The organism is Celeribacter marinus (assembly GCF_965656515.1).
Taxonomy (GTDB): Bacteria; Pseudomonadota; Alphaproteobacteria; order Rhodobacterales; family Rhodobacteraceae; genus Celeribacter; species Celeribacter marinus_D.
This window is the reverse complement of record NZ_CBFHKW010000038.1, coordinates 1-25,029: the sequence shown is the minus strand read 5'-3', so window position 1 is coordinate 25,029 and position 25,029 is coordinate 1. Positions and strand designations below refer to the sequence as shown.

The window sequence follows — 25,029 nt, the reverse complement described above, 5'->3', positions numbered from 1 at the left end:
GTTACGCCTGTTTCGATAGAAATCGAACGCATTTCATCAAGCTTTCGTCCAGAAGGTCGCATGATCATTCCTTTTTGTTTGGTTGCTCCCACATAAGATAGGCAATGCAATTGGCGCAACCCTCATTGACGCTAAGCGTCTAACCCTTTTAATGGAAGTGAATGTGGAAAACGGTATCCGGATGATCGAGCGCTCCAATGTCATTGCTGAAATGAACGATCGTTCCCGCGAAGTGTTTCGCAGGGTTGTTGAGGGCTATCTTGATAGTGGAGGACCAGTGGGATCGCGTACATTGACCCGTTCCATGAGCGAAAAAGTGTCTGCTGCTACCATTCGCAATGTTATGCAGGATCTCGAGTATATGGGACTTTTGGACAGTCCACACGTCTCCGCGGGACGGATCCCCACCCACTTGGGTTTACGGATGTTTGTTGACGGACTTTTGGAGGTCGGAACAGTCACTGATGACGTGCGTGAAAAGATGCATGATACAGTTCGCGATGACGGGAACGACGTTACAGGTATGCTGGACCGTGTTGGGTCTGCTCTTTCGGGTCTGACCCAAGGCGCCAGTCTCGTTTTGACACCCAAACACGAGGCCCCGTTGAAGCATGTAGAATTTGTGAGCCTTGCGCCAGATCGCGCCCTGGTTGTTTTGGTGTTTGCGGATGGTCAGGTCGAGAACCGAGTCTTTACACCACCTGTCGGTCAAACACCGTCATCTTTGCGCGAAGCCGCCAATTTTCTGAATTCATTGATCGAAGGAAAAACGCTTTCCGAGTTAAAAGTGACGGTTGGACGTGAAATCAAGACGCGGCGTCGAGAGCTTGATAGTTTGGCTGCCGACCTTATCGAGAATGGGGAGGCGTTTTGGGAAGGTGACGGCGCGCATTATGAGCGTTTGATTGTTCGGGGGCGATCTCACCTTTTGAGTCAAAGCGCCGAGGCGGCAGATTTGGATCGTATTCGGAGCTTGTTTGATGACCTCGAAAAGAAACGAGATATTGCAGAATTTCTAGAATTAACCGAAGACGGCGAAGGTGTGCGGATTTTTATCGGCTCTGAAAACAAACTTTTTTCGCTTTCGGGTTCCTCTTTGGTGGTTTCTCCCTATATGAACGCTGATCGAAAGATAATCGGTGCTGTTGGCGTAATCGGGCCGACTCGCTTGAACTACGGGCGGATCGTTCCGATTGTCGACTATACGGCCCAACTTGTCGGACGCATGCTGTCCAGCAAGGTGTGAAAGGTAAGAGATGACTGACCCGAAAGACCTAAACTTCGACGATGATTCCCTCGAATCCGAGGATCAGATTGATATTGATGAAATGGAAGAAGAGTTTGACGCGCAAGCAGATGAACTTGAAACTGTTCGTGCCGAGCGTGACGAATTCCGAGACCGGTTTATGCGATCTATGGCTGAGACCGAGAATATGCGCAAACGTGCCGAGCGTGATCGGCGCGAGGCCGAAAACTACGGTGGTTCGAAACTGGCGCGCGATATGCTGCCCGTTTTTGACAACCTGAAACGTGCGGTTGATGTGATCACCGACGAGCAACGTGAAGCACAGGCCGCATTGATCGAAGGTATTGAGCTGACAATGCGTGAACTTTTGTCTGTGTTTGGACGCCACGGAATCGAAGTGATTTCTCCAGAGATTGGTGAAAAGTTCGATCCAAACATGCACGAAGCAATGTTTGAGGCAGCTGTACCAGCGACTAAATCAGGCGAGATTATTCAGATCATGAATGTAGGCTTTATGATTCATGATCGCTTGTTGCGACCTGCACAGGTTGGCGTATCTTCTACACCCGCCTAAGTGTCTGCGAGTGATTTAAGCTCGTATAGCAATTGAAGCGCCTCACGGGGTGACAACTCGTCGGGAGAAATTCCGGCGAGTTTTTCGTCGACTTCTGATGGACCTTTTGCTGTTTGCGCTTTTTGCGGAGCAGGGGATGCAGCGAAAAGCGGGAGATCATCGATGATTGCTTTAGGATTTTTAGCATTTTCTGCTTCACCGCTTTCGAGCGCCGCAAGTACGACTTTGGCGCGTTCTACAACCGATGTTGGTAGGCCGGCCAGACGCGCAACTTGAACACCGTATGATCTGTCCGCTTTGCCTTTGAGAACTTCGTGCAGAAAAATGACGTCTCCGTCCCATTCCTTCACCGAAACTGTCGCATTCACCGCGCCGTCGAGCTTTTCGGAAAGCGCGGTTAGCTCATGGTAGTGCGTTGCAAACAGGGCGCGGCATTGGTTGGAGTCGTGCAGATGTTCAAGGGTCGCCCATGCAATGGAGAGGCCATCATAGGTTGCGGTTCCACGTCCAATTTCATCTAGGATTACGAGAGCGCGATCATCCGCTTGGTTGAGAATTGCCGCGGTCTCTACCATCTCCACCATGAAAGTTGAGCGGCCACGGGCCAGATCGTCCGATGCGCCTACGCGTGAAAACAGTTGCGACACGATCCCTATATGGGCAGATGACGCAGGGACGTAAGATCCCATCTGTGCAATTAGCGCTATAAGTGCGTTCTGGCGCAAGAATGTCGATTTGCCAGACATGTTTGGGCCGGTGAGAAGCCAAATAGCTGCGCCATCACGTCCATCAGACAGGTCGCAATTGTTGGCAACAAATGTATCCCCGCCTTGCTTGCGCAGGGCGCGTTCTACAACAGGGTGGCGACCACTCTGAATGTCCAGCTTTCGACCCGAATCCACCACAGGACGTACCCAATTCTCAGAGGTGGCGAGGTCGGCAAGAGACGTAGCGAGGTCAATTTCGGATAGCGCGCGAGAGGTGTCTGTGATCTGTGGCGCTTGTTCCAGAATGCGTGCGCAAAGACCCGTGAAGAGTTGCTTTTCAATTTCCAAGGCGCGACCGCCCGCATTGTGGATCTTGGTTTCAAGCTCGGACAGCTCAAGCGTTGTAAATCGCACTTGATTGGCAGTCGTTTGGCGATGGATGAAGGTCTCATTGAGGGGGGAGGACAACATTTTCTCAGCGTGAGTTGCTGTGGTTTCAATGAAATAGCCGAGTACGTTGTTGTGTTTTATCTTTAGCGTTTGGACGCCCGTAATATTTGCATATTCGGATTGGAGGGACGCGATGACTCCGCGGCCTTCGTCTCGCAGCTTTCGGCACTCTTCGAGTTCTTCGTGATACCCCGCTGCGATATACCCGCCATCTCGTGCCAATAGGGGCGGCTCGGCCACCAGAGCCGTTTCGAGCAAATCGATGAGATCGGTGTGCCCAGTTAAAAATGTCATGTTCTGGTGGATTAGGCTCGAAACTTTCCCTGGCGGTAGGGCGCTTGAGATTGTTTCTGCTTGGGTCAAGCCGTTTCGGATTGCCGCCAGGTCGCGCGGACCGCCGCGCTCGAGGCCTATACGCGAGAGGGCCCTCTCAATGTCGGGCACATTGCGCAACGTATTGCGCAGACTGTTTGTAAGAGCGCGATTGTCTACTGAGAAATTAACTGCATCTAGGCGATGATTAATCACATCAACATCGCAAGATGGGCTAGACAAGCGTCTCTCCAAAAGGCGACCACCCGCTGCGGTCACAGTTCGGTCCATCACACTGACCAAAGACCCATCGCGTCCACCTGATAGTGATCGCGTGATCTCTAGGTTGCGACGAGTTGCGCCGTCAATTTGCATATTCCCGCGTGCGAGTTCCTTGGCGGGGGGGCGGATGAGGGGCAGTTTGCCTTTTTGTGTGATTTCCAAGTAGTCGATCACCGCGCCCATTGCGGATACTTCGCTTAGTGAAAACCCACCAAAGGCATCTAGTGAGGCGACCTTGAACAGGTCGGTCAGACGTTTTTGCGCGGATGTGCTATCAAAGGACGCGCGGGACAGAGGCGTGACGCAATCGGCGAAATCAGGCACTAAACCAGCCCAATTCGCATCAAAACTTTCGGACAGGAGGATTTCGGACGGGTTCAGGCGAGCCAATTCGGGCGCAAGCCGCGAAAGCGGGCAGGGCATCACATGAAATTCACCGGTTGAGATATCGACCCATGCCAACGCGCCCTCATCACGGATTTCCGCAAAAGCCACGAGAAAGTTGTGGCGGCGGGCGTCCAAAAGGCTCTCTTCGGTCAATGTTCCGGGGGTAACGAGGCGCACAACATCGCGTTTGACGACAGATTTCGCACCGCGCTTTTTCGCCTCTACGGGGCTTTCGAGCTGCTCGCAAACGCCGACACGAAACCCTTTGCGGATCAGGGTAAGCAAATAGCCTTCGGCAGCATGAACGGGGACACCGCACATCGGGATGTCATCGCCCTCGTGCTTGCCGCGTTTAGTTAGAGCGATGTCTAGAGCTGAGGATGCAGCGACAGCATCGTCAAAAAACAGCTCGTAAAAGTCTCCCATCCGATAAAACAGCAACGCATCGCGGTGTCTGGATTTGATTTCCAGATATTGCGCCATCATCGGTGTAACTTTGTGCTCGGTGTCGGCCACGACATTCCCCTAATTTTGTGTTGCACAACTTACCTGCACGTGCAGCGGCGTAAAGGGCATGCGGTGTTCTTTATTGAGGTGGCCGACAACAAAAGTTATGAACGTGAGATTGGTTGGAGGAGGCCCACTCGAATGTCCAAAATAAAACAAACCCGCGAAGAAGCACTCGCTTTTCACATGGATCCCCGGCCGGGGAAGTTTGACATTGCGCCAAGTGTGCCGATGTCAACGCAGCGCGATCTGTCATTGGCATATTCGCCAGGTGTTGCAGTGCCGTGCGAGGCAATAGCCGCAAATCCTGAAACAGCATACGACTACACTAACAAAGGTAATCTGGTTGCTGTGATTTCCAACGGTACTGCTGTTCTAGGTTTGGGTAATCTTGGCGCTCTGGCCTCTAAGCCCGTGATGGAAGGTAAGGCGGTTCTGTTCAAACGGTTTGCTGATGTAAACTCGATCGATATCGAGTTGGACACCGAAGATCCTGATCAGATTATTCAAGCGGTAAAGCTGATGGGTCCGACATTTGGTGGCATCAACCTTGAAGATATCAAGGCGCCAGAGTGCTTTATCATTGAGCAAAAACTCAAAGAAGAAATGGACATCCCCGTCTTTCACGATGACCAACACGGGACCGCGGTGATTTGTGCGGCGGGTCTGATCAATGCGCTGCATATCTCTGGTAAGCGTATTGAGGATTGTAAAATCGTTCTCAACGGCGCGGGTGCGGCGGGTATTGCTTGTCTTGAACTCATTAAATCAATGGGCGCCAAGCATGACAATTGCATTATGTGTGACACCAAAGGTGTGATCTATCAGGGACGTACCGAAGGTATGAACCAGTGGAAGTCTGCTCATGCTGCAAAGACTGATGCGCGCACATTGGGCGAGGCTATGCAGGGTGCCGATGTATTCCTTGGCGTTTCCGCCAAGGGAGCGGTGACCTCTGACATGGTTGCCGCTATGGCGCCAAATGCAGTTATTTTTGCGATGGCCAACCCCGATCCCGAAATTACTCCCGAGGATGCACATGCGGTTCGCGAAGATGTGATTGTTGCCACGGGGCGTTCGGACTACCCCAATCAGGTCAACAACGTGCTCGGGTTTCCATACTTGTTCCGCGGGGCGCTTGATATCCATGCGCGGGCTATTAATGATGAAATGAAAATCGCATGTGCTGAGGCATTGGCGGCTCTTGCGCGCGAAGATGTGCCGGATGAGGTTGCATTGGCATATGGGCGCTCTCTCACCTTCGGGCGCGACTACATTATTCCAACGCCGTTCGATCCGCGGCTTATTTATACGATCCCCCCTGCTGTTGCGAAGGCGGGCATGGATACAGGCGTTGCGCGCCGTCCAATCGTTGATATGGATGGATATGCGCATGGGCTGAAGGCGCGTATGGATCCTACGGCTCAAATCCTTCAGGGGCTTTACGCACGCGCGCGTCAGGCGCAGGCAACGATGCTTTTTGCCGAAGGTGACGATTTACGGGTGTTGCGCGCCGCAGTTGCCTATCAACGTGGAGGCTACGGCAAGGCGCTCATTGTTGGGCGAGATGAGGACGTTAAAGCCAAGCTAAACGAGGCTGGGTTGTCGGATGCGGCGGGAGAGTTAGAGATTGTGAATGCTGCGAACACGCCACATCTCGATAGCTACAAAGCATTTTTGTATGATCGCTTGCAAAGGTCTGGCCATGACCAAAAGGATATTCATCGCCTCGCCGCTCGCGATCGACACGCGTTCTCGGCGTTGATGCTCGCACATGGCCACGCTGACGGACTTGTTACAGGAGCAACGCGCAAGTCGGCACATGTTTTGGACCGTATCAATTCGGTATTCGATGCAACAGCTGAGGATGGCGCAATCGGTGTGAGTGCGCTGATTCACAATGGTCGCATCGTCTTCATTGCTGATACGTTGGTACACGAGTGGCCTGACGAACATGATCTTGCCGATATTGCCGAGGCCGCTGCAAAAGTGGCGCGATCAATGGGAATCGAGCCTCGTGTCGCGTTTGCATCGTTTTCGACATTTGGCTACCCAGTATCAGAGCGCGCAAGTAAAATGCACCTCGCGCCAAAGGTCCTGGATTCACGCAAGGTCGACTTTGAATACGACGGCGAAATGACCGTTGAAGTTGCGCTTAATACTGACGCATTGGCCGCCTATCCATTCTGTCGTTTGACGGGCCCCGCAAACATCCTCGTTGTTCCTGCGCGTCATTCGGCGTCGATATCCGTAAAGCTCATGCAGGAAATGGCAGGCGCTACGGTGATTGGTCCGATTCTGACAGGCGTAGATAAACCGATTCAGGTTTGCTCAACAGTTTCCACAGTAAATGACATTTTGAACATGGCAATTCTGGCCGCTTGCAAAGTTGGTCAGTCATGATGTTGGGGGAATAGGGTATGGCAATATACAATCTGGGTTCGGTTAATATTGACCATTTCTATACGCTTCCCCATTTCCCCAAGCCTGGTGAGACCCTTCACGCTACAGACCATTCGATTGGTTTGGGCGGGAAGGGGACCAATCAGTCAGTTGCTGCGGCGAAGGCGGGAGCAAAAGTATATCACATTGGGGCCATCGGCGGCCGCGATCAATGGGTGCGTGAGCGGATGGAATCATTCGGCGTAGACACTACATATGTACGCGATGTGAAACACGATACGGGTCACGCGATCATCAACGTCGATGCCGCGGGAGAGAACACGATTGTTTTGCAGGAAGGCGCAAACATTCGCCAAGATGCCGATGCCGTATTGGATGCGATAGATAACGCGTCTCAGGGCGATACGCTTTTATTGCAAAACGAGACCAACCTCCAAGATCACGCCGCGAAGTTCGCTGTCGTCAAAAAGATGCGGGTTATCTATTCAGCTGCGCCGTTCGACGTGGAGGCAGTGTCGAGGGTACTGTCGGAAGTTACGATTCTTGTGATGAATACTGTGGAGGCAGCGCAGCTCACCTCAGCGCTTGGATCGACGCTCGACAAACTTCCTGTGCCGCAGTTGATCGTGACGCTTGGTGCTAAAGGCGCGATGTGGCGGTCTAATGAGACGGGTGAAGTGTTCGAGGTGCCCGCACCAAAGGTGACGCCCGTGGATACAACGGCGGCGGGTGATACGTTCATCGGCTATGTGGCAGCTGGTCTGGACAACGGCATGTCGATCCGTGAGGCGATGGAATGGGCGACACGTGCTGCAGCGTTGAAGGTTACGCGCAAAGGAACCGCAGATGCAATTCCGACCGCTGAAGACGTGGTCGGCTTCTAGCACTCCATCAAGGTTAGCGTTACACATAGAAAAAGGGACGCCTTTAAGCGCCCCTTTTGTGCCGTGTATTCCCAGATCACTTCAAGCGACGGTTGCGCGCAGCCAGAAGTTTCAGGCGCAAGGCGTTGAGCTGGATGAAGCCTGCGGCGTCCTTTTGGTCATATGCACCTGCATCGTCTTCAAAGGTGACATGAGCCTCGGAGTAGAGCGAATGCTCCGACCAACGGCCCACAGTTACAGCGGAGCCTTTGTAGAGTTTCAGGCGCACGGTGCCTGTGACATGCTCTTGGCTTTTGTCGATCGCGGCCTGAAGCATTTCACGCTCTGGGCTATACCAGAACCCGTTGTAGATCAGTTCGGCATAGCGTGGCATCAGACTATCTTTGAGATGGCCCGCACCGCTATCGAGTGTGATTTGTTCAATTCCGCGATGGGCCTCCAACAAGATTGTGCCGCCTGGTGTCTCGTAGATGCCGCGTGACTTCATCCCGACGAAGCGGTTTTCGACGAAATCAAGACGCCCAATACCGTGTTTTCCACCATATTCGTTTAACGCGGTGAGGACCGTTGCGGGTGACATTGGCGTACCATTGATCGCAACCGCGTCGCCTTTTTCGAAGGCTACTTCGATGAATTCAGGCTCGTTTGGAGCATCTTCTGGCGCAACAGAGCGTTGGTACACATACTCGGGTGCTTCCTGTGCTGGATCCTCAAGAACCTTGCCCTCGGACGAGGTGTGCAACAGGTTGGCGTCGACGGAAAACGGAGCCTCGCCGCGCTTGTCTTTGGCTACGGGGATTTGGTTTTTCTCTGCGAATTCAAGAAGCTTGGTGCGCGAGGTCAAATCCCACTCACGCCATGGCGCGATCACTTTGATATCGGGGTTGAGCGCATAAGCCGCCAACTCGAAACGAACTTGGTCGTTGCCCTTTCCGGTTGCGCCATGGGCTACGGCATCCGCGCCGGTCTCTTCGGCAATCTCTACCAGGCGCTTTGAAATCAACGGGCGGGCAATGGATGTGCCGAGGAGATATTGACCCTCATACAGCGCGTTGGCCCTAAACATTGGGAATACGAAATCACGTACAAATTCTTCGCGAACATCTTCGATAAAAATGTTCTCGGGCTTTATACCAAGCAATTCGGCCTTCTTACGAGCGGGATCAAGCTCTTCGCCCTGACCGAGGTCGGCGGTAAAGGTTACAACTTCGCAACCGTATTCGGTCTGGAGCCATTTGAGAATGATGGAAGTATCGAGGCCACCAGAGTAGGCTAGTACGACTTTTTTGGGCGCAGACATGAGGTATTCCTTTTTCGGATATCGCTTGGGCGATTATCGGGTTTTAACCTGAAGAGCAAGGTTTTGCGCCTGAATGCTTTTGGTTCTTGGCAAAAAGACATAAGTCTATGCAAGGATATATGGATGAGGAACAAAATGAACGGCTTTCAGATACTCAAAACAGCGATTGACGATGTGTTCAAGAACCTCACTGACGCGCTGGCGATCTCGGGGCTTTTATGGATCGGAGTTGTTGCTGCTCAAGTTGTATTTGTAGAGAAATTTGGCGGAATGTCTGGGTTAGAGATTGATGATCCCGCAAGTATTCCTGTGGGATTGATTAAATGGACACTTCTACTCAACTTGGCAACCTTGGCGATTTCTCTTTGGGTTGCTGTGGCTTGGCACCGTTTCATCATACTGGGTGAGCGTGCGATAAGCGTCGTGCCGCCGATGAACGGCGCGCGGGTGCTCGCATATTTTCGTACCAGTCTTTTGATCGGAGTGATCGTTGTTGCCATTGTTTTGGCGGCATCGATAGTGCTTAGTCCTCTGGCGACGGCTGGCGGGCCGAGCCTTGTTGTTTTTGGCTATGTTGCGTTGATGGTCCCGATGACGTACGTTGTTTACCGCATTTCTCCGGCTCTCCCTGCTGCGGCTATTGGAAACGGGATGGGAATAGGTGACGCATGGCGCAAGACGGCTCCCATCAAGGCCTCAGTTTTTCAGGCGGGTCTCTTTGCCACTTTGGGGGGCTTTGCACTTCAGCAAGTTGGCGTTTTGTTTTCATTCAACGCGCTTTTGGCCACACTGTATAGCTTGGCCAGTGGCTGGGTCATGTTGATGGTTGGTGTGAGTGTGTTCTCAACTATTTACAAGCTTGCCAATCATGAGACTGCGCGATGATAAATTCCACCTTTATTGATCGTGCCGAAGAGGCCGAGCGCCGCGTTCGGCACTTGTTTGAGCCAACGCCTTGCATGCGCAACGATCATCTGTCCGCAAAGTTCGATGCAGATATCTGGCTCAAACGTGAAGATTTGACACCGGTGCGTTCTTATAAGCTTCGTGGAGCGTGGAACGCGATGCACAAAGCGCGAGAGACAACGCCAAATATTGGTTTGTTTGTGTGTGCATCAGCGGGAAACCATGCACAAGGAATGGCCTACGCTTGTCGCGAATTTGGGGTTCGGGGGGTGATCTTTATGCCGGTCACAACACCCCAACAAAAGATCGATAAGACGAGAACTTTCGGCGGCGATATGATCGAGATAAGGCTGGTTGGCGACTATTTCGACGATACATTGGCATCTGCGAAAACGTACTGCGATGCGCATGATGGTCATTTTCTTGCGCCATTTGATGATCAACATGTGATTGAAGGTCAAGCCAGCGTTGCTGTTGAGTTTGTGCGGCAAATGCCAAAAGAGCCAGATATCATTCTACTTCCTGTTGGCGGAGGCGGGCTGTCGGCGGGTGTTGTGCAGTATCTTCGCGCATCTTGGCCCGATGTGGAGGTGTACTTTGTCGAGCCAAAGGGGGGCGCATCACTAAAGGCTGCGCTGATCAACGGGTCGCCAACTAAGTTGAGTGCTATCGACAGCTTTGTGGATGGGGCCGCCGTTGCTCGTATCGGGTCTTTCCCGTTCGAGGCGCTATCTGAGGTTTCGGTAGATCATGTTTTAACGGCACCTGAGGATCGCATCTGTACGACAATCGTCGATATGCTGAATGTGGAGGGTATTGTGCTGGAACCTGCGGGAGCTATGACGATCGACGCACTTCAAGATTTGAGAAGCGTGATTAAGGGCAAACGCGTTCTTTGCGTGACGTCTGGCGGCAATTTCGATTTTGAGCGTCTTCCAGAGGTACGCGAACGCGCGCAACGGTTCTTGGGGTTGAAGAAGTATTTTATTATGCGTTTGCCCCAACGACCCGGGGCGCTACGCGAGTTCCTCGATATGCTTGGCCCGCAAGACGATATTTCCCGGTTCGAATATCTGAAAAAATCGGCACGCAATTTTGGCTCTGTTCTTATCGGAATAGAGACTAAAGATCCCCAAAACTTCAAAACCTTGTTTGATAGGATGAATGATGTGGGGTTGGTTTATCGAGATATAACAGATGATGAGGCGTTGTCTGAATTCGTGCTGTAGGGGTGCTATCGTTCAATACCTAGATTTTTAAGGTAATCCTGAAGAGCTTTCTGGGATGAGTGATACGTGTTCAGGATAGCTCCTCTATCGATAGCCTCAGCATTGCCGGACTTTGCATTTCGCTCGCCCGCTATGCAAATTTCGGCAAAATCGGTCAGACCCAAATTCAGCGATGCGCCTTTCAAAAAATGTAGCGTAGCGCCTATTTCAGATGCGCTTTGAGCCCTTGTAAGGCTTTCAATAGCGTCATCCATTTCCACTAAAAAGAGCGCCGCGACTTCTAAAAAGTCTTCAGAGCCAATTTCATTTTCAAGTGTTTTTAAAGTTGATGTGTTGATCATGTCGCCTACGGCCTTGTGAGTGAACTGATCAGAAGTAAACAATTTTAAGTTTAAGGTAGCCTTAAGGTCGATCGCAGAGAGTCGAACAAAATCGGTAAGGAAAAATTTGTGGCGCTTGTCCAAACTAAAAACACTCTGTTGCAGGCTGTACCTGAGCGAGGCGTGATAAATTGCGTTCTCGTCGTCGACGATTCAATGGCCCAGCGAAAGATTATATCCTCACATTTAAAGAGATGGGGATATGACGTGGTTGAGGCAGGATCTGGAGCCGAAGCCATCGAGATTTGCAACACACTCGATATTGATTTGGTGATATCTGACTGGGTGATGCCCGAGGTTACTGGTCTAGATTTTCTACGTGTTTTCCGTGGTATGGAACGACAGAACTATGGGTATTTCATCCTTGTGACGTCGAAGTCGGAGTCGTCGGACGTTGCGCAAGGACTAGACGTTGGCGCGGACGATTTTCTTTCTAAACCGGTATCAAGTGATGAGTTGTTGGCGCGAATTCGCGCAGGTGAGCGCATTTTGAGGATGGAGCGTGAATTGACGGAAAAAAACCGTCTCGTATCCAAAACACTCCAAGAAATGTCTGACCTCTATGATTCTTTGGATCGGGATCTGATCGAGGCGCGGCGTCTACAACAATCGTTGATTCGAGAAAGGCACCGCGATTTTGGGAATGCACAAATTTCATTGATGTTAAAACCGAGCGGCCATGTGGGTGGCGACTTGGTGGGTTTCTATGGGATTTCGGATACCAAGGTCGGGCTGTTTTCTCTGGATGTTTCAGGCCACGGGATCGCATCAGCCCTTATGACCGCGCGGTTAGCTGGCTATTTTAGCGGCTCAACGCCCGAACAGAACATTGCAGTCGAGCGAGGACCGGATGGGGTGTCGATCGCAATTAGTCCGGCAAAGGTTGCGGCAGTTCTAAACAAGCTCATGTTGGAAGAGATGGAAACGGATCTCTATTTCACGATGACATTAGGGCATTTTGATCTAGCGACGGGAGAGTTGGTCATTACTCAGGCGGGACATCCCCATCCTCTTCTTCAAAACGAAGATGGTAGTGTTGAGTTTTTCGGCGAGGGAGGTCTACCGATTGGCCTCATTCCTGACGCGACTTTTGAGGACGTCTCAATACAATTGAAGCCCAATCAACGGGTCATTCTATATTCTGACGGCGTGACGGAATGTGTCGATGAAAACGGCGAAATGCTAAGTGAGCACGGGTTAAAGCAGATTGTGGAAAACCTTACAGATCAACGCGGAAACGCGTTTTTTGATACGTTTCTTTGGGATGTGAGCGCATTTGGAAATGATCAAGATTTTAAGGACGACGTGTCTGCGTTGATGTTAGAATTCGGACCTAAAGAACAAACCTGACAAATGAGCGATCTCCAGCGTTTCCTAATAGAACCGCAGCATCTTTTGGTGATATCCAATGCGCGGTGTGGTGCGGCTCCGTGGGGTCGGAGAGCTTTCGCACGGGACGTGCGGAATAGATCAGACATATTTTCTCGGCCCACATGTCGTATTCTGGCAAAAAAGCAAACCTTTTGAACTTCCCAACAAGCCGCGGCTGCGCAATGCGCCACCCTGTTTCCTCGCAAACTTCGCGGTGTAGGGCTGCGATCGGTGTCTCCCCGTGATCTATTCCACCACCGGGCAATTGAAATTCGTTTTGGCTTCCTCCTTGATACGTTACCAATAAGCGCCCATTTAATGGAAGTAATGCATATGCTCCGGGGCGTCGTGTGTATCTGATGCCAAGTTGTTGCGGATCGCCGTATCTTTTCATCTTTACTACGCACCTTTCGACAAACTTGTGAGTTTAGCTTGAAAACGGTATGCCCAACCTCTCAACTTAGGGAAAGACTAAATGCACGGTTCCAAAATTGCATGGGATGATACAGTTCTCCCATTTCAGCTTGATGCTTCGGATGTTCGCGGGCGCGTTGCCCGCCTTGACGGCACGCTCGAAAAAATACTTGAGCAACATGACTATCCCGAGAAAATAGAAGCGTTGATAGCCGAAATGGCGTTGCTGACCGCAATGATTGGTCAGACAATGAAGTTACGTTGGAAGCTGTCGCTTCAGATTCGTGGTAACGGAGCTGCGCGCATTGTTGCAACGGATTTCATCGCCCCTACGGTTGATGGAGAGCCTGCTACAATCCGCGCCTACGCCTCTTTTGATAAAGATAAGTTAGGTGATGCGTCCTCGTTTGAGGATCTCGTTGGTAAGGGCTACTTTGCCATTTTAATAGACCAGGGCACGGGATCTACGCCCTATCAGGGCATCACACCGCTCTTTGGGGAATCGATTTCTGCGTGCGCAGAAACTTATTTCGCGCAATCTGAGCAGCTCCCCACACGATTTTCAGTATCATTCGGGAAATCAAAAATTGCCGGCGAAGGTGAGTTTTGGCGCGCTGGCGGCGTCATGTTGCAAAAAATGCCAAAAGCCTCACCTCTTTTAAAGCCTGCGGAGGGTGACGCGCCAGTATTGGTTTCCGCTTCAGATTTGCTTGATGGTGATGACGAAGAAAATTGGAATCGCGCAAATATTTTGCTCGATTCCGTTGATGATTTGGAGCTCATCGGACCAAGTATCTCGCCAACAGATCTTTTGGTGCGCCTGTTCCACGAAGATCAGCCACGTGTATTTGATGCGCAACCTGTGCGCTTTGGGTGTAGTTGTTCCGAGGATCGCGTTCGCCAAAGCCTGTCGATCTATTCCGCGAAAGATATCGCGCACATGACGACAGACGAGGGAGACGTTACGGCTGATTGTCAATTCTGTGGCGCTCACTACGTTTTGGATCCGCGCACAGTTGGGTTTGAGGCAGAGGGTGGCCCTGATGGCAGTGGCGATAGACCTTAAGCACATCCAACGCGGGCTTGAACTTGGCTCCGGTGCAACATCAGATTTCGACCTAAATCCAAATGCAGAGAGATTTGCATCCTCGCAATTGAAGGTTGCGGGCGTGTTAGTTCCCTTTATTGAGCGTGATTCAGGTTTGCACTTGATACTGACCAAACGCGCGTCTCATTTGAAACATCATCCGGGACAGATTGCTTTTCCCGGCGGGCGTATGGACGCGGATGATGTGGATGTGACAGCAACGGCTTTGCGTGAGGCACACGAAGAGATCGGACTTTTACCTGAAAATGTTGAGGTGATTGGAAACCTGCCCTCACATGAAACGGTGAGCCGCTATGCTATGACTCCAATTATTGGGCGAGTTAAGGGCGACTTTTATGCTATTTGTGAACCGGGTGAGGTCGCGGAAGTCTTTGAAGTCCCTGCTCATTTTGTTCTCGATCCAGACAAATTTCGTGTGGAATCACGTTTGTGGCGCGGCGCAATCAGATCGTACTACACTGTTCCATACGGCCCCTACTATATTTGGGGCGCCACCGCGCGCGTTCTAAAGGGATTGGCGGAAAGGGTTTCAAAATGACGAAGTTGACCGCGACATGGCTAGATTCCGCGAAAACTCAGTTTGTGCTGTCATCCTTAGCAGACGCTGGTTTTGTCGCGTATCTGGTTGGCGGCTGTGTGCGCAATGCCTTATTACATGTACCCGTTAGTGATCTTGATATCGCGACATCTGCGAGGCCTGAACAGGTCATATCTTTGTTTGGATCGATTGGTGTAAAGGTGGTTCCAACGGGTATTGATCACGGGACAGTCACATTGATACTGGAGGGCGAAACCTACGAAGTCACAACGTTTCGTAAGGATATTTCGACCGACGGGCGCCACGCTACGGTGCTGTTTTCAAATACAATTCACGACGATGCGTTCCGCAGAGATTTTACGATGAACGCGCTATATTGTGATCGACTTGGCGTCATTCATGATCCAGTTGGCGGTATACCTGACCTAGCAAAGCGGCATGTTAGGTTCATCAAAGACCCACAGACCCGCATTCACGAAGACTATCTTCGCATTTTACGATTTTTCCGGTTCTACGCATGGTACGGCAATCATGAGGACGGGGTAGACGAGGAGGGATTGGCGGCGTGCGCTGCGAATGTAGATGGGTTGGACCTAATCTCGCGCGAACGTATTGGATCAGAGCTTTTCAAACTTCTATCCGCGCCGTGCCCCGAAACCGCGCTGGGGGCAATGGAGCAAAGTGGTGTTTTGACGCGGCTACTACCTGGTTCTGCGTGTAAAATACTCTTTGCCCTGTCGGCGCTTGGTGCGCCGTTAGACCCTCTTATGCGTCTTGCGGCTCTCGGAGGGGATAATGTCTCTGAGCGACTGCGCCTCTCAAAAAAGCAAGCAAATCAACTTGCACGTTTTCGGGCCGCAATGGGTTCCAGCGAAAGTTTAGAGAGCCTTGCCTATCGCCATGGAGACTTGTGTGCCATATCTGTTGCATATCTGCGCGCCGCGATGTTTGAAACGCCTATGTCCCCCGATTGGATGGTGCAAATTTCGCGCGGATGCAACGCTATCTTTCCAATTCGTGCAGCCGATTTGCCCTCTTCATTTGAGGGAGCCGACATTGGGCGCGCGCTAAAAGACATGGAGCGACACTGGATTGATGCTCATTTTGTTCTCTCCAAGTCAGACTTACTTTCAAATTATCTAGGGAAATCCTAAATTGGCGCAACTCACAATCGAACGCCTTGGTCACCAAGGCGATGGTATCGGCCAAGGCCCAATATACGCTGCTCAAACCTTGCCCGGCGAAGTGGTTGAGGGTGATATTGTTGATGGGCGTATGTCGAAGCCACGCATTCTGACACCCTCAGAAGATCGTGTAAAAGCGCCCTGCCGTCATTACAGCGTGTGCGGCGGTTGCTCGCTTCAACATGCCTCTGACGATTTTGTGTCGAATTGGAAGCGCGACGTCGTGGCGACCGCGCTCAAGCACCAAGGTATTTTTGCTAAGATTTCCGCGGTTCATACGTCACCTCCGCAATCTCGACGCCGAGCTGTATTTCACGGTAAGCGAACCAAAAACGGAGCGCATTTGGGCCTATTTGGACGGGCAAGTGACATTCTCCATGATATTCCTAGTTGTAAGCTGATGTCGGCAAGCATCATGAGTGGATTTGAAACGTTGCGTGCACTCGTGGTTTTGGGTGCTACGCGGCGTGGACATATGACCCTGACTGTGACCGATGTCGCCGGAGGGTTGGATGTTTCTGTTGAAAACGGAAAAGATCTAGACCTCAAATTCCGATCCGAGCTGGCTAGTTTTGTGCCAAGCTCGGGTCTAATACGGCTCGTGTGGCATGGCGAAGTGATTGCGCAAAACGGCCTGCCCTACCAATTGTTCGGCTCGGCCAAAGTAGTTCCTCCGGCAGGTGCGTTTTTGCAAGCGACTGCACATGGAGAGGCTGTCTTGGTCGATTCCATGCGCCGCGCTATAGGTGACGCCAAATCAGTTGTCGATCTGTTTGCAGGATGTGGAACGTTCTCACTGCCATTGGCTCAAACCGCGCGCGTGCATGCCGTTGAGGATGTAAGTGACATGATGGAGGCGTTGGCGGCGGGTTGGCGTGAGGCGCGTGGCCTCAAACAGGTTACAACTGAAACGCGTGACTTGTTTCGTCGGCCGCTACTGCCCGATGAGTTGGCTAAATTCGATGCTGTGGTTATTGATCCGCCCCGCGCGGGAGCGGCGGCACAGATAGCCGAGTTGGCGAAAAGCGAGATTGGTGTCATTGGATTTGTATCCTGTAATCCCGTGACATTTGCGCGGGATGCGCGCGTTCTTTTGGATGCGGGGTTCGTGTTGGATTGGTTGGAAGTGGTCGACCAGTTTAGGTGGTCTTCGCATGTAGAGGTTGCTGCACGGTTCGCGCGAATGTCATGAACATTGTGTTTGAGGATTCATTGGATTGGTGTACTAGCAGCCAAAACAAAGCGAAGGCTTGAGCATGTACCGCCGTCAATTTTTATGTTGTCTTGCCGCATTGGCGAGCATTCCCCAAGTCGCGATTTCGCGCGAATTGAAACCCTATGACGGGCCCCAAATAACGCGTGTTGTTTTACACAAAAGCCGTCGTCGCTTGTATTTGCTTAGCGGCGAAACTGTTGTGAAAGATTATAAAGTTGGGTTGGGTTCTGCCCCTGATGGACCGAAGCGTTTTGAAGGCGATGGGAAAACGCCCGAAGGCAGTTATATTATTGATCGGCGCAATCCAAACTCGTCCTTTCACCTGTCAATCGGGATTTCATATCCCAATACTCAGGATCAAGAATACGCGGCTGCGCATGGAAAACGTCCGGGTGGCGACATCTTTATACATGGCCGCGCGCGACAGAATAAAGGAAAGGGTCGTGACTGGACCGCGGGGTGTATTGCCGTAAAAGACCGCCATATCGAAGAAATCTATATGATGGTTCAGCTTGGCACGCAGATTGATATCTATCCCTAGCGTTTATTCGTCATCGAGCGTGGCGATACTAGGGCGACTGCCGAGTATGAGCGTCCACCACAGTTTCCCGTTGCTCTCCTGATACCATGCAAAACCCATGTCTGTGGCGCGGCGATCTAGAATAATGTCGCGTGTATCAGGTTGCTCCATCCAAGCGGACAGTGTTTCTAGCTCGGTTTCGTAAGTCTCAGAGATATTTTCGCCCAACATCAGGCCCGAATAGCCCGACCGAGCAACGCGACTGATTGGCGAAGATCCATCAGATCCAAAATGCCAAGGACGGTTTTGAACCTGCATATCTCGTGAATGGGTCGCAGCGGCTGCATCAAGGTTGGCATTCAACGCAACAGGTGCACGGCCGGCGGCTGAGCGCAGCGCATTGATCGAGTCGAGCATGCGGTATTCAATTTTTGCCTCATCGCGATTGGCGATCCGATAGACACGAGGGAGAGGCTTACCGTCAGGCGCAAGCCGCTCTGGCGGGGCTGCACAGGCAGTCAATCCGAGCGCAAAAATAGTCAACAAAGCAAAAAACCGCGTCATACCAGACACTCCAAATATGTTTGTAGCTCAATTAGCCTGTTTTTCGGGGTGGATCAAATGGCGTTCGCGTGATTCCGCTTCTCGCGATTGTTTGAATTGCGACTGAGGCAATCGCGCCATATATGTAGCGCAGTATTTTGAAACCATGGCGGGCTGTTGATATGTCGAAAATTCCTCAAACTTTAATTGGGCGTCGATCTTTTTTGGCCGCCGGTGCTACTATTTTGGCCGCGCCCGCTCTTGCTCAAACGGATGAAACGACTGAAATTGAACGCGATTTGTCTGAATCTGTTCGCCGCAACATATCGAGTTTTAGGTCATTGGATTGGCATCCTTATTTTAGTTCGTTGCGTAACGGTGCAATACTTGTCGATACGACATCTCGGGCGCTTCATTATTGGAACGAAGACGAGACAGTCTACAAACTTTACCCGACTTCTGTGCCATTGACTGAAGATTTGACTCGTCGCGGGCGCACGGAAATCATTCGTAAGGTTGAGGGACCAAGTTGGGCGCCAACCCCATCAATGAAAATTCGCAATCCCGAATGGCCAGATTTTGTCGGTCCTGGCCCAAATAACCCGCTCGGGACACACGCGCTTTATCTGAGCTGGCAGTATTACCGTATCCACGGCACCCATGACACGCGCAAAATTGGGCGTCAGTCATCGAACGGCTGTATCGGCCTATATAATGAGCATATTGCGGAACTCTACACTTTGGCAAAAAACGGCACTCAGGTTTTGCTAATCTGAACGTTTTATTCTCAAATTGACAAAAGGCGGCCTGTAGTTTGGCCGCCTTTTTTATGCTTGCAGATTCTTAGACCCAGCCGGTCAGGTTTTTCTCTATGACATGGACCAAGGCGTCAATATGTGCAGGCTCGTCATTTAGGCAGGGGATATAAAGGAATTCTTCGCCGCCTGCTTCTTCAAAACTCTCTTTGATCTCTTCGTTGATCTCTTCGAGCGTTTCAATGCAGTCCGCAGAAAATGCAGGTGCGCAAACCGCGATACTCTTGTTCCCTGCCTCGGCCTGACGTGCTACTTCTTCAACCGTATAAGGCTGAAGCCATGCTTCAGGGCCGAATTTGGATTGGAACGTGGTCATGATTTGGGTGTCATCCCAGCCTAGCCTTTCTTTCAGAAGGCGAGTCGTTTTTTGACATTGGCAATGATAGGGATCGCCACCCACTCTGTGGTACCGCTGTGGTAGGCCGTGGTATGAGCAGATAAGAATGTCCGGCTTTTTCTCAGCGCCGGCATAGGCAGTTTCGATCGATGCCGCGAGAGCATCGATGTATTTTGGTTCATCAAAATAGGGAGCGACAGTACGTGAAGCTGGTTGCCAGTTTTCTTCCATCAGTGCGCGGAAAAACTCATCATTTGCCGTTGCAACTGTCGCGCCCGCATACTGTGGGTAAAGCGGGAAAAACAAGATTTTTGTGCATCCCTGTGCGACCATATTGGCAACTTTTGATTTCGTCGATGGGTTGCCGTAACGCATACAGAAGTCGACCATTACGTCGTCACCGTATTTCACTGTGAGCGTCTTGGAGATGGCAGAAACCTGATCTTTTGTAATCGTCATGAGGGGGCTTTCATTTGCCTCCTCGTTCCAGATGGATCTGTACGCCGCACCCGATTTGGACGGACGAATCGTCAATACAATGCCTTGTAAGATCGGCTGCCACTGCCATTTCGGATAGTCGATCACACGCTTATCAGACAAAAACTCGTTCAAATATCGACGCATTGACCAATAGTCGGTGTCATCGGGTGTGCCGAGGTTCGCGAGTAAAACGCCAACCTTTTCTTTCGGAATTTTAGGGTGATCCGGTTGCGCATGTACGGGGCAGGTCGCATCTGGCGCGTTCGTATTGATCCGCGTCGGCTTCATCTTTCCCATGGTCTTCCTTCCATTTCATTTTGTCTTAGGCTTAGAGCGTTCCGAGGTATGGTCAACATCAAGAGCGCAGTTTTAGCTCGTTTGTGCCAAGTGCGTCTGCAAGTCGCGCCTTTGCACTTCCGGGGAGGAGCGGCTTCGGTTGGCTATCGTCCGGCGCCCAACCCGTGAGGCACACGATATCAAAGGTCGCAATGAGCAGACCGTCCTGTGAATAGTTTTCGGAATAGATCTGTTCAGCCAAGTTGAAGATTGATTTGGGTGTGAATCTGCGTGAACTTTGGCTTAGTGCCGCTGTCTCGCCCATACCTCGTAGATCATAGATTAGGCTGTTTAGGGTCTTGTAGCTTGCTTTGCGCACCATTTTGTCGGCGACTGGCAATGCAAAAGAGGCGCGCTGTAGTAACCCACCCAAGTCGCGGATTTCCCCCATCGGCAACACCCTTGAAGAGAGTCCGCCTGAGATCGCAATCTCTGCTTCGGCGAGACTAATTCTAAGCTCTTTTAGAGTCTCATCACCAAGAAAAATGGCGAGCATTAGCCCGTCAGGCCGAAGAGCGCGGTTACATTGAATCAATTGCCCAACGGGATCATTTGCCCAATGCAATGACATGGCGTGGATAACAAGGTCATAGCTTTGTTCGGCCAGGTCGAGAGTGTCCGTATCGCAGATTATGGTCGCATCTGGGAACCATGTTTTCCAGAGCATTGGAAAGCCCGTTACAATCGCAACATCGGCAAACGATTTATTAACCATACTTAGGCGATCTTGAATATCGAGACGAGCCTCCTCGTGAAGAAAGAAGTCGTCACCAATTCGCTCTGCGCGACGACGATGCTGGTCAAGTCTGTCTCGATTTACGAGAGGCGTTTGCGTGGCCATATCGCGTCCTTTGCGGGTTTCGACTACTGTAAGAAGTGAAGAAGGAAATGAAAACACTCGCAGCCTTAATCTATCCACCACAGTGTATGAATTGCGATGTGCATATCGACGCAGAGTACGGATTGTGCCCCACGTGTTGGGGTCAGACCGATTTCATAATTGATCATCCGTGTGAGAGATGTGGCCGACCACTTATGGGGTTGGCACGGGAGGGAGATCTTTGTGACGACTGTCTTGTCACACCTCATGCTTGGTCCAAGGGCCGTGCAGTGTTGCAATACGCGGGTGTTGGACGATCCCTAATTTTGAGTTTCAAACACGGAGATCGTACAGACCTCGCGCCTGTTCTGGGTGACTGGATTACCAAGGCTGCGATTTCTCTAATCACGCCTGAAACGCTTATCGCGCCGGTCCCGCTACACTGGGCACGACTTTTGCGACGTCGCTACAATCAATCTATGTTGCTGTCTCAACGTGTTTCTAAAAAATCGTGCGGTCAGCATGTTTGTAACCTGCTGACGCGAACGAGGCGCACGAAGAGTCTCGATGGGTTGAGCGGTATTGCACGCCGCACTATTGTGGAAAATGTTATGCGTGTGACCCCCAAGCATCACGGCAAAATAGAAGGGCGGCCGGTTCTCATTATAGATGATGTGATGACCACAGGGGCTACTTTGGACGCATGTGCGCAGGCGTGTTTGTCTGCAGGTGCATTGCGGGTGGACGTTGCGGTACTCGCACGCGTTGCCAGAGAGAGGTGAATTCTGATAACTCTGCAAAAAAGAATAAGGATTCCAACATGCAGCCTGTCACTCTCTACACGACACCTATTTGCCCGTTTTGTATCGCTGCAAAGCGACTACTGGACGCTAAGGGCGTCAATTACACGGATATTGACGTCATGCGCGATCCGTCCCGTCGTGCCGAAATGATGCAAAAGGCTCACGGCCGTCACACCGTCCCACAGATTTTTATCGGTGAGGAACACGTTGGCGGATGTGATGAGCTTCATGCTTTGGAGCGTGCAGGTAAACTTGACGCGCTTTTGGCGGGCTGATGCATGACCTGTGCGGCACTGATTACACTTAATTCATGTGACGACCCCGTTTCCAACCTGAAAGAAACAGTGTCGTTGTTGCATGCTGCAGCTGATGGTGGCGCGGACTTTATAATGACGCCTGAGGTGACGAATTGCATCTCCACCAATCGTGAGCATAAAGAAGCAGTGTTGTGCACCGAGGCGGATGATATCACACTCTCCGCCATTTGCGATTTTGCGGCTTTGCGTAAGGTGTGGGTTTTAGTCGGGTCATTGGCGCTAAAAACGGATGATGTTGATGGACGTTTTGCCAATCGGTCTTTTCTAATTTCCCCTTTGGGTAAAGTCGCTGTGCGATACGACAAGGCGCATATGTTTGATGTTACCGTGAGCGAAACCGAAACCTATCTAGAATCTGCGGGGTACAGGCCGGGGAATAGGTTAGCTTTGGGCCGGACGCCTTTCGGCGTGATCGGAATGAGTGTCTGTTATGATCTACGCTTTGCGTATCTTTACCGATCGTTGGCTCAGGCCGGTGCAGAAATTTTGACGGTTCCGTCTGCGTTTTCTGCGGTTACGGGGGCGGCGCATTGGGAAGTTTTATTGCGTGCACGCGCCATTGAGACGGGATCATTCGTGTTTGCACCTGCGCAAACGGGAGTACACCGTGAGACACATGCGACAAAACGCCAGACTTACGGGCACTCCCTTGTTGTTTCTCCGTGGGGTGACGTAGTGTTCGATGGGGGCGTTGAGGTTGGCGTCGGGTTCGTTGATTTCGACCTACGCGCGGTACATGATGCACGATCACGTATTCCGTCACTGTTGCATGATCGGGTTTTAGGGGCACCACAATGAGTGAAAATGTTACCAATGACTCGTTAGCCGTTGCCCTGTTTTCAGAAATTTTCATGGCGGATCAGTTGGCGCGAAACCGTCTCACAAAGGCGTTGCCAAAGGGCATGGAAATCAGTCATTTTTCCGTCCTCAACCATCTTGCCGGAGCTGGAGACGAACGATCCCCCGCACAGCTCGCGCGGGCGTTTCACCTAACGCGTGGCGCCATGACCAACACCCTCAACAAGCTGGAGTGGGCTGGCCATATACACGTTCGGCCGGATTGGGATGATGCGCGTCGAAAATTCGTGTCGATCTCCCCATCTGGTCGCGCCGCGCGAGAAACGGCTCTATCTGCGATCGCGCCAATCTTGACTGATGTGGTTGACGCGATCGGGCACGACAAGGTGAAAGGTGCGCTGCCTGTGCTTCGTGAAATGCGCGTACGCCTTGAAAATGATGATTAGCCCTCATGCGACCTTGATAGATGCCGTTACATAATTCACAGACAGGTCGCGATCAGACAAAGACCATTTCCAAAGTGCGGGGTTGAATACGAATCCTTTGCGATCAACGGGACGCAAGCCTGCCGTTTCAATCAATTCGAATAGCTCGTCTGGCGTGATGAACTTTTTCCAGTCATGCGTGCCTTTGGGTAGCCAGCGCATCACAATTTCGGCACCAACAATCGCCATCATATATGACTTTGGATTGCGGTTTATGGTGGAGCAAATCATCAATCCACCAGTCTTGAGTAGGGTTTGGCACGCATTTAGGTAGTTTTGCGGGTCGGCGACGTGCTCGACCACTTCCATGTTCAATACGACATCAAACGTTTCTCCGGCCGCCGCCAAATCTTCGGCGGTGGTGAAACGGTAATCTATGTCGAGACCTGCATTTTCAGCATGAACCTGTGCCACGGGAATATTGCGTTCGGCAGCGTCAGCGCCCACAACTGTCGCGCCAAGGCGCGCCATGGGTTCGGACAAAAGCCCGCCACCACAGCCGATATCGAGAATACGCAACCCGTCAAAGGGGGCGGGGGATGATAGATCACGCCCAAATTCCGCGGCGATCTGGGATGTGATGTAGTCGAGACGGGTTGGGTTGAGCATATGAAGTGGTTTGAATTTGCCATTGGGATCCCACCATTCGGCAGCCATCGCCTCAAATTTTGCGACCTCTTGGGGATCGATTGTGGACTGATGCATTTGCATGCTCCTCTCCTTCGTGGTCAACTTGCGTCACGACGCATCGCAACTCTTTGCTCTATACAGGACGCCCATGGACAAGGTCTCAGACCAAAAGAGCGCATTCAGTTATCTCTACCCGCAAATCGTTCCCAATGACCATATCATGTTGGCGGTCGGGGATGGACATGAGATCTATATCGAAGAGTGTGGAAATCCAGAGGGCATTCCAGTTGTGGTCCTACATGGCGGACCCGGCGGAGGGTGTAGTCCCTATATGAGGCGGTTTTTTAACCCTCAGCTTTACCGCATTATTTTGTTTGACCAACGCGGGTGTGGGCGATCAAAGCCCTTTGCATCGGTTGAGGCAAACACCACGTGGCATCTTGTGCGCGACATCGAGGCGATCCGAACGCACTTTGGGATAGAGCGTTGGATGGTGTTTGGGGGGAGTTGGGGTGCGACACTTGCGCTGGCCTATGCTCAAACCCATCCTAATCGTGCAATCCATTTGATCCTGCGCGGCGTGTTTTTGGCAACTCAAGACGAGCTTGACTGGTTTTACGGTGGCGGTGCAGGTCGATTTTGGCCTGAGCTTTGGGCGAATTTTGTCGATGCAATACCACACACTGAGCGCAATGATCTCATTTCCGCATATCATCGGCGGTTGTTTTCTGGAAACCGTGCGGAAGA

The 25,029-nt window shown here is 51.5% G+C and carries 26 protein-coding genes; 18 read left to right on the top strand and 8 right to left on the bottom strand.

Translation table 11 applies throughout. The annotated features are described in order from the left end of the window. The first annotated feature begins 181 nt into the window (after positions 1–181). Positions 182–1,246, top strand: coding sequence for a heat-inducible transcriptional repressor HrcA (gene hrcA, locus ACTG34_RS09525; protein WP_439104698.1), 1,065 nt, complete (start codon positions 182–184; stop codon positions 1,244–1,246). Between the two features lie 10 nt (positions 1,247–1,256). Further along, positions 1,257–1,820, top strand: a complete 564-nt coding sequence (gene grpE, locus ACTG34_RS09520; RefSeq protein ID WP_439104696.1) for a nucleotide exchange factor GrpE — start codon at positions 1,257–1,259, stop codon at positions 1,818–1,820. Here the strand turns inward: grpE and mutS are convergent. Beyond that, on the bottom strand, positions 1,817–4,444 hold the full coding sequence (gene mutS / locus ACTG34_RS09515) for a DNA mismatch repair protein MutS (RefSeq protein ID WP_439104697.1): 2,628 nt from the start codon (positions 4,442–4,444) through the stop codon (positions 1,817–1,819). The genes grpE and mutS overlap by 4 nt on opposite strands. 162 nt (positions 4,445–4,606) lie before the next feature. On the opposite strand from mutS, the gene ACTG34_RS09510 reads away from it, so the two are divergent. Beyond that, positions 4,607–6,868, top strand: a complete 2,262-nt coding sequence (locus ACTG34_RS09510) for an NADP-dependent malic enzyme (RefSeq protein WP_439104695.1) — start codon at positions 4,607–4,609, stop codon at positions 6,866–6,868. A 17-nt stretch (positions 6,869–6,885) separates the two neighbouring features. Next, positions 6,886–7,752, top strand: coding sequence for a ribokinase (locus ACTG34_RS09505; RefSeq protein ID WP_439104694.1), 867 nt, complete (start codon positions 6,886–6,888; stop codon positions 7,750–7,752). 76 nt (positions 7,753–7,828) lie between these two features. Here the strand turns inward: ACTG34_RS09505 and ACTG34_RS09500 are convergent, their stop codons facing one another. After that, positions 7,829–9,052: an argininosuccinate synthase gene (locus ACTG34_RS09500; protein WP_439104693.1), complete on the bottom strand. Its 1,224-nt coding sequence runs from the start codon at positions 9,050–9,052 to the stop codon at positions 7,829–7,831. Between the two features lie 123 nt (positions 9,053–9,175). Between ACTG34_RS09500 and ACTG34_RS09495 the strand changes: the two genes are divergently transcribed. Together ACTG34_RS09495 and ilvA are read left to right on the top strand one after the other, a co-directional pair. Continuing rightward, positions 9,176–9,937: a hypothetical protein gene (locus tag ACTG34_RS09495; protein WP_439104692.1), complete on the top strand. Its 762-nt coding sequence runs from the start codon at positions 9,176–9,178 to the stop codon at positions 9,935–9,937. Next, entirely contained in the window at positions 9,934–11,187 is a 1,254-nt protein-coding gene (gene ilvA, locus ACTG34_RS09490; RefSeq protein ID WP_439104691.1) for a threonine ammonia-lyase IlvA, read from the top strand. Before ACTG34_RS09495 ends, ilvA begins: the two co-directional genes overlap by 4 nt. A 5-nt stretch (positions 11,188–11,192) precedes the next feature. On the opposite strand, the gene ACTG34_RS09485 is transcribed toward ilvA, so the two are convergent. Then, positions 11,193–11,651, bottom strand: a complete 459-nt coding sequence (locus ACTG34_RS09485) for an Hpt domain-containing protein (protein WP_439104690.1) — start codon at positions 11,649–11,651, stop codon at positions 11,193–11,195. Between ACTG34_RS09485 and ACTG34_RS09480 the strand changes: the two genes are divergently transcribed. Continuing rightward, positions 11,637–12,917, top strand: coding sequence for a PP2C family protein-serine/threonine phosphatase (locus tag ACTG34_RS09480; RefSeq protein ID WP_439104689.1), 1,281 nt, complete (start codon positions 11,637–11,639; stop codon positions 12,915–12,917). The two genes, ACTG34_RS09485 and ACTG34_RS09480, sit on opposite strands and share 15 nt — an antisense overlap. On the opposite strand, the gene ACTG34_RS09475 is transcribed toward ACTG34_RS09480, so the two are convergent. Continuing rightward, entirely contained in the window at positions 12,901–13,332 is a 432-nt protein-coding gene (locus tag ACTG34_RS09475) for an NUDIX hydrolase (RefSeq protein WP_439104688.1), read from the bottom strand. The genes ACTG34_RS09480 and ACTG34_RS09475 overlap by 17 nt on opposite strands. An 81-nt stretch (positions 13,333–13,413) precedes the next feature. Between ACTG34_RS09475 and ACTG34_RS09470 the strand changes: the two genes are divergently transcribed. The 5 genes from ACTG34_RS09470 (at position 13,414) to ACTG34_RS09450 (ending at position 17,939) form a co-directional block, all read left to right on the top strand. Then, positions 13,414–14,418, top strand: a complete 1,005-nt coding sequence (locus tag ACTG34_RS09470) for an Hsp33 family molecular chaperone HslO (RefSeq protein WP_439104687.1) — start codon at positions 13,414–13,416, stop codon at positions 14,416–14,418. Then, complete coding sequence (locus ACTG34_RS09465) at positions 14,396–14,998, top strand: CoA pyrophosphatase (protein WP_439104686.1); 603 nt, start codon at positions 14,396–14,398, stop codon at positions 14,996–14,998. The genes ACTG34_RS09470 and ACTG34_RS09465 overlap by 23 nt, the downstream gene beginning before the upstream one ends. Beyond that, positions 14,995–16,152, top strand: a complete 1,158-nt coding sequence (locus ACTG34_RS09460) for a CCA tRNA nucleotidyltransferase (RefSeq protein ID WP_439104685.1) — start codon at positions 14,995–14,997, stop codon at positions 16,150–16,152. The genes ACTG34_RS09465 and ACTG34_RS09460 overlap by 4 nt, the downstream gene beginning before the upstream one ends. Positions 16,153–16,597: 445 nt before the next feature. Next, complete coding sequence (locus tag ACTG34_RS09455; RefSeq protein ID WP_439104683.1) at positions 16,598–17,374, top strand: class I SAM-dependent RNA methyltransferase; 777 nt, start codon at positions 16,598–16,600, stop codon at positions 17,372–17,374. 64 nt (positions 17,375–17,438) lie between these two features. Continuing rightward, complete coding sequence (locus ACTG34_RS09450) at positions 17,439–17,939, top strand: L,D-transpeptidase family protein (RefSeq protein WP_439104682.1); 501 nt, start codon at positions 17,439–17,441, stop codon at positions 17,937–17,939. Positions 17,940–17,942: 3 nt separating this feature from the next. Here the strand turns inward: ACTG34_RS09450 and ACTG34_RS09445 are convergent, their stop codons facing one another. Beyond that, positions 17,943–18,482 carry a CAP domain-containing protein gene (locus tag ACTG34_RS09445; RefSeq protein ID WP_439104681.1) on the bottom strand — a complete coding sequence of 180 codons (540 nt, stop codon included), beginning with the start codon at positions 18,480–18,482 and terminating at the stop codon, positions 17,943–17,945. Between the two features lie 161 nt (positions 18,483–18,643). Between ACTG34_RS09445 and ACTG34_RS09440 the strand changes: the two genes are divergently transcribed. After that, on the top strand, positions 18,644–19,237 hold the full coding sequence (locus ACTG34_RS09440) for a L,D-transpeptidase (RefSeq protein WP_439104680.1): 594 nt from the start codon (positions 18,644–18,646) through the stop codon (positions 19,235–19,237). Between the two features lie 67 nt (positions 19,238–19,304). On the opposite strand, the gene hemH is transcribed toward ACTG34_RS09440, so the two are convergent. Both hemH and ACTG34_RS09430 read right to left on the bottom strand, forming a co-directional pair. Beyond that, positions 19,305–20,390: a ferrochelatase gene (gene hemH / locus ACTG34_RS09435; protein ID WP_439104679.1), complete on the bottom strand. Its 1,086-nt coding sequence runs from the start codon at positions 20,388–20,390 to the stop codon at positions 19,305–19,307. Between the two features lie 58 nt (positions 20,391–20,448). After that, positions 20,449–21,270 carry a methyltransferase domain-containing protein gene (locus ACTG34_RS09430; protein WP_439104678.1) on the bottom strand — a complete coding sequence of 274 codons (822 nt, stop codon included), beginning with the start codon at positions 21,268–21,270 and terminating at the stop codon, positions 20,449–20,451. A gap of 47 nt (positions 21,271–21,317) precedes the next feature. On the opposite strand from ACTG34_RS09430, the gene ACTG34_RS09425 reads away from it, so the two are divergent. From ACTG34_RS09425 to ACTG34_RS09410, 4 genes are read left to right on the top strand one after another with little or no spacing between them, the layout of a single operon-like run. Further along, a complete protein-coding gene (locus ACTG34_RS09425) occupies positions 21,318–22,031 on the top strand; it encodes a double zinc ribbon domain-containing protein (protein WP_439104677.1) in 714 nt (237 codons plus the stop codon). A 38-nt stretch (positions 22,032–22,069) separates the two neighbouring features. Further along, entirely contained in the window at positions 22,070–22,327 is a 258-nt protein-coding gene (grxC, locus tag ACTG34_RS09420; RefSeq protein WP_439104676.1) for a glutaredoxin 3, read from the top strand. 3 nt (positions 22,328–22,330) lie between these two features. After that, complete coding sequence (locus ACTG34_RS09415; RefSeq protein WP_439104675.1) at positions 22,331–23,167, top strand: carbon-nitrogen hydrolase family protein; 837 nt, start codon at positions 22,331–22,333, stop codon at positions 23,165–23,167. After that, a complete protein-coding gene (locus ACTG34_RS09410; RefSeq protein ID WP_439104674.1) occupies positions 23,164–23,613 on the top strand; it encodes a MarR family winged helix-turn-helix transcriptional regulator in 450 nt (149 codons plus the stop codon). The genes ACTG34_RS09415 and ACTG34_RS09410 overlap by 4 nt, the downstream gene beginning before the upstream one ends. A 3-nt stretch (positions 23,614–23,616) precedes the next feature. Here the strand turns inward: ACTG34_RS09410 and ubiG are convergent, their stop codons facing one another. Continuing rightward, positions 23,617–24,363 (bottom strand): bifunctional 2-polyprenyl-6-hydroxyphenol methylase/3-demethylubiquinol 3-O-methyltransferase UbiG, encoded by a 747-nt coding sequence (ubiG, locus tag ACTG34_RS09405; RefSeq protein WP_439104673.1) that lies wholly within the window; start codon positions 24,361–24,363, stop codon positions 23,617–23,619. Positions 24,364–24,430: 67 nt separating this feature from the next. On the opposite strand from ubiG, the gene pip reads away from it, so the two are divergent. Beyond that, the coding region (gene pip, locus ACTG34_RS09400; protein ID WP_439104672.1) for a prolyl aminopeptidase at positions 24,431–25,029 on the top strand (599 nt) is incomplete at its 3' end.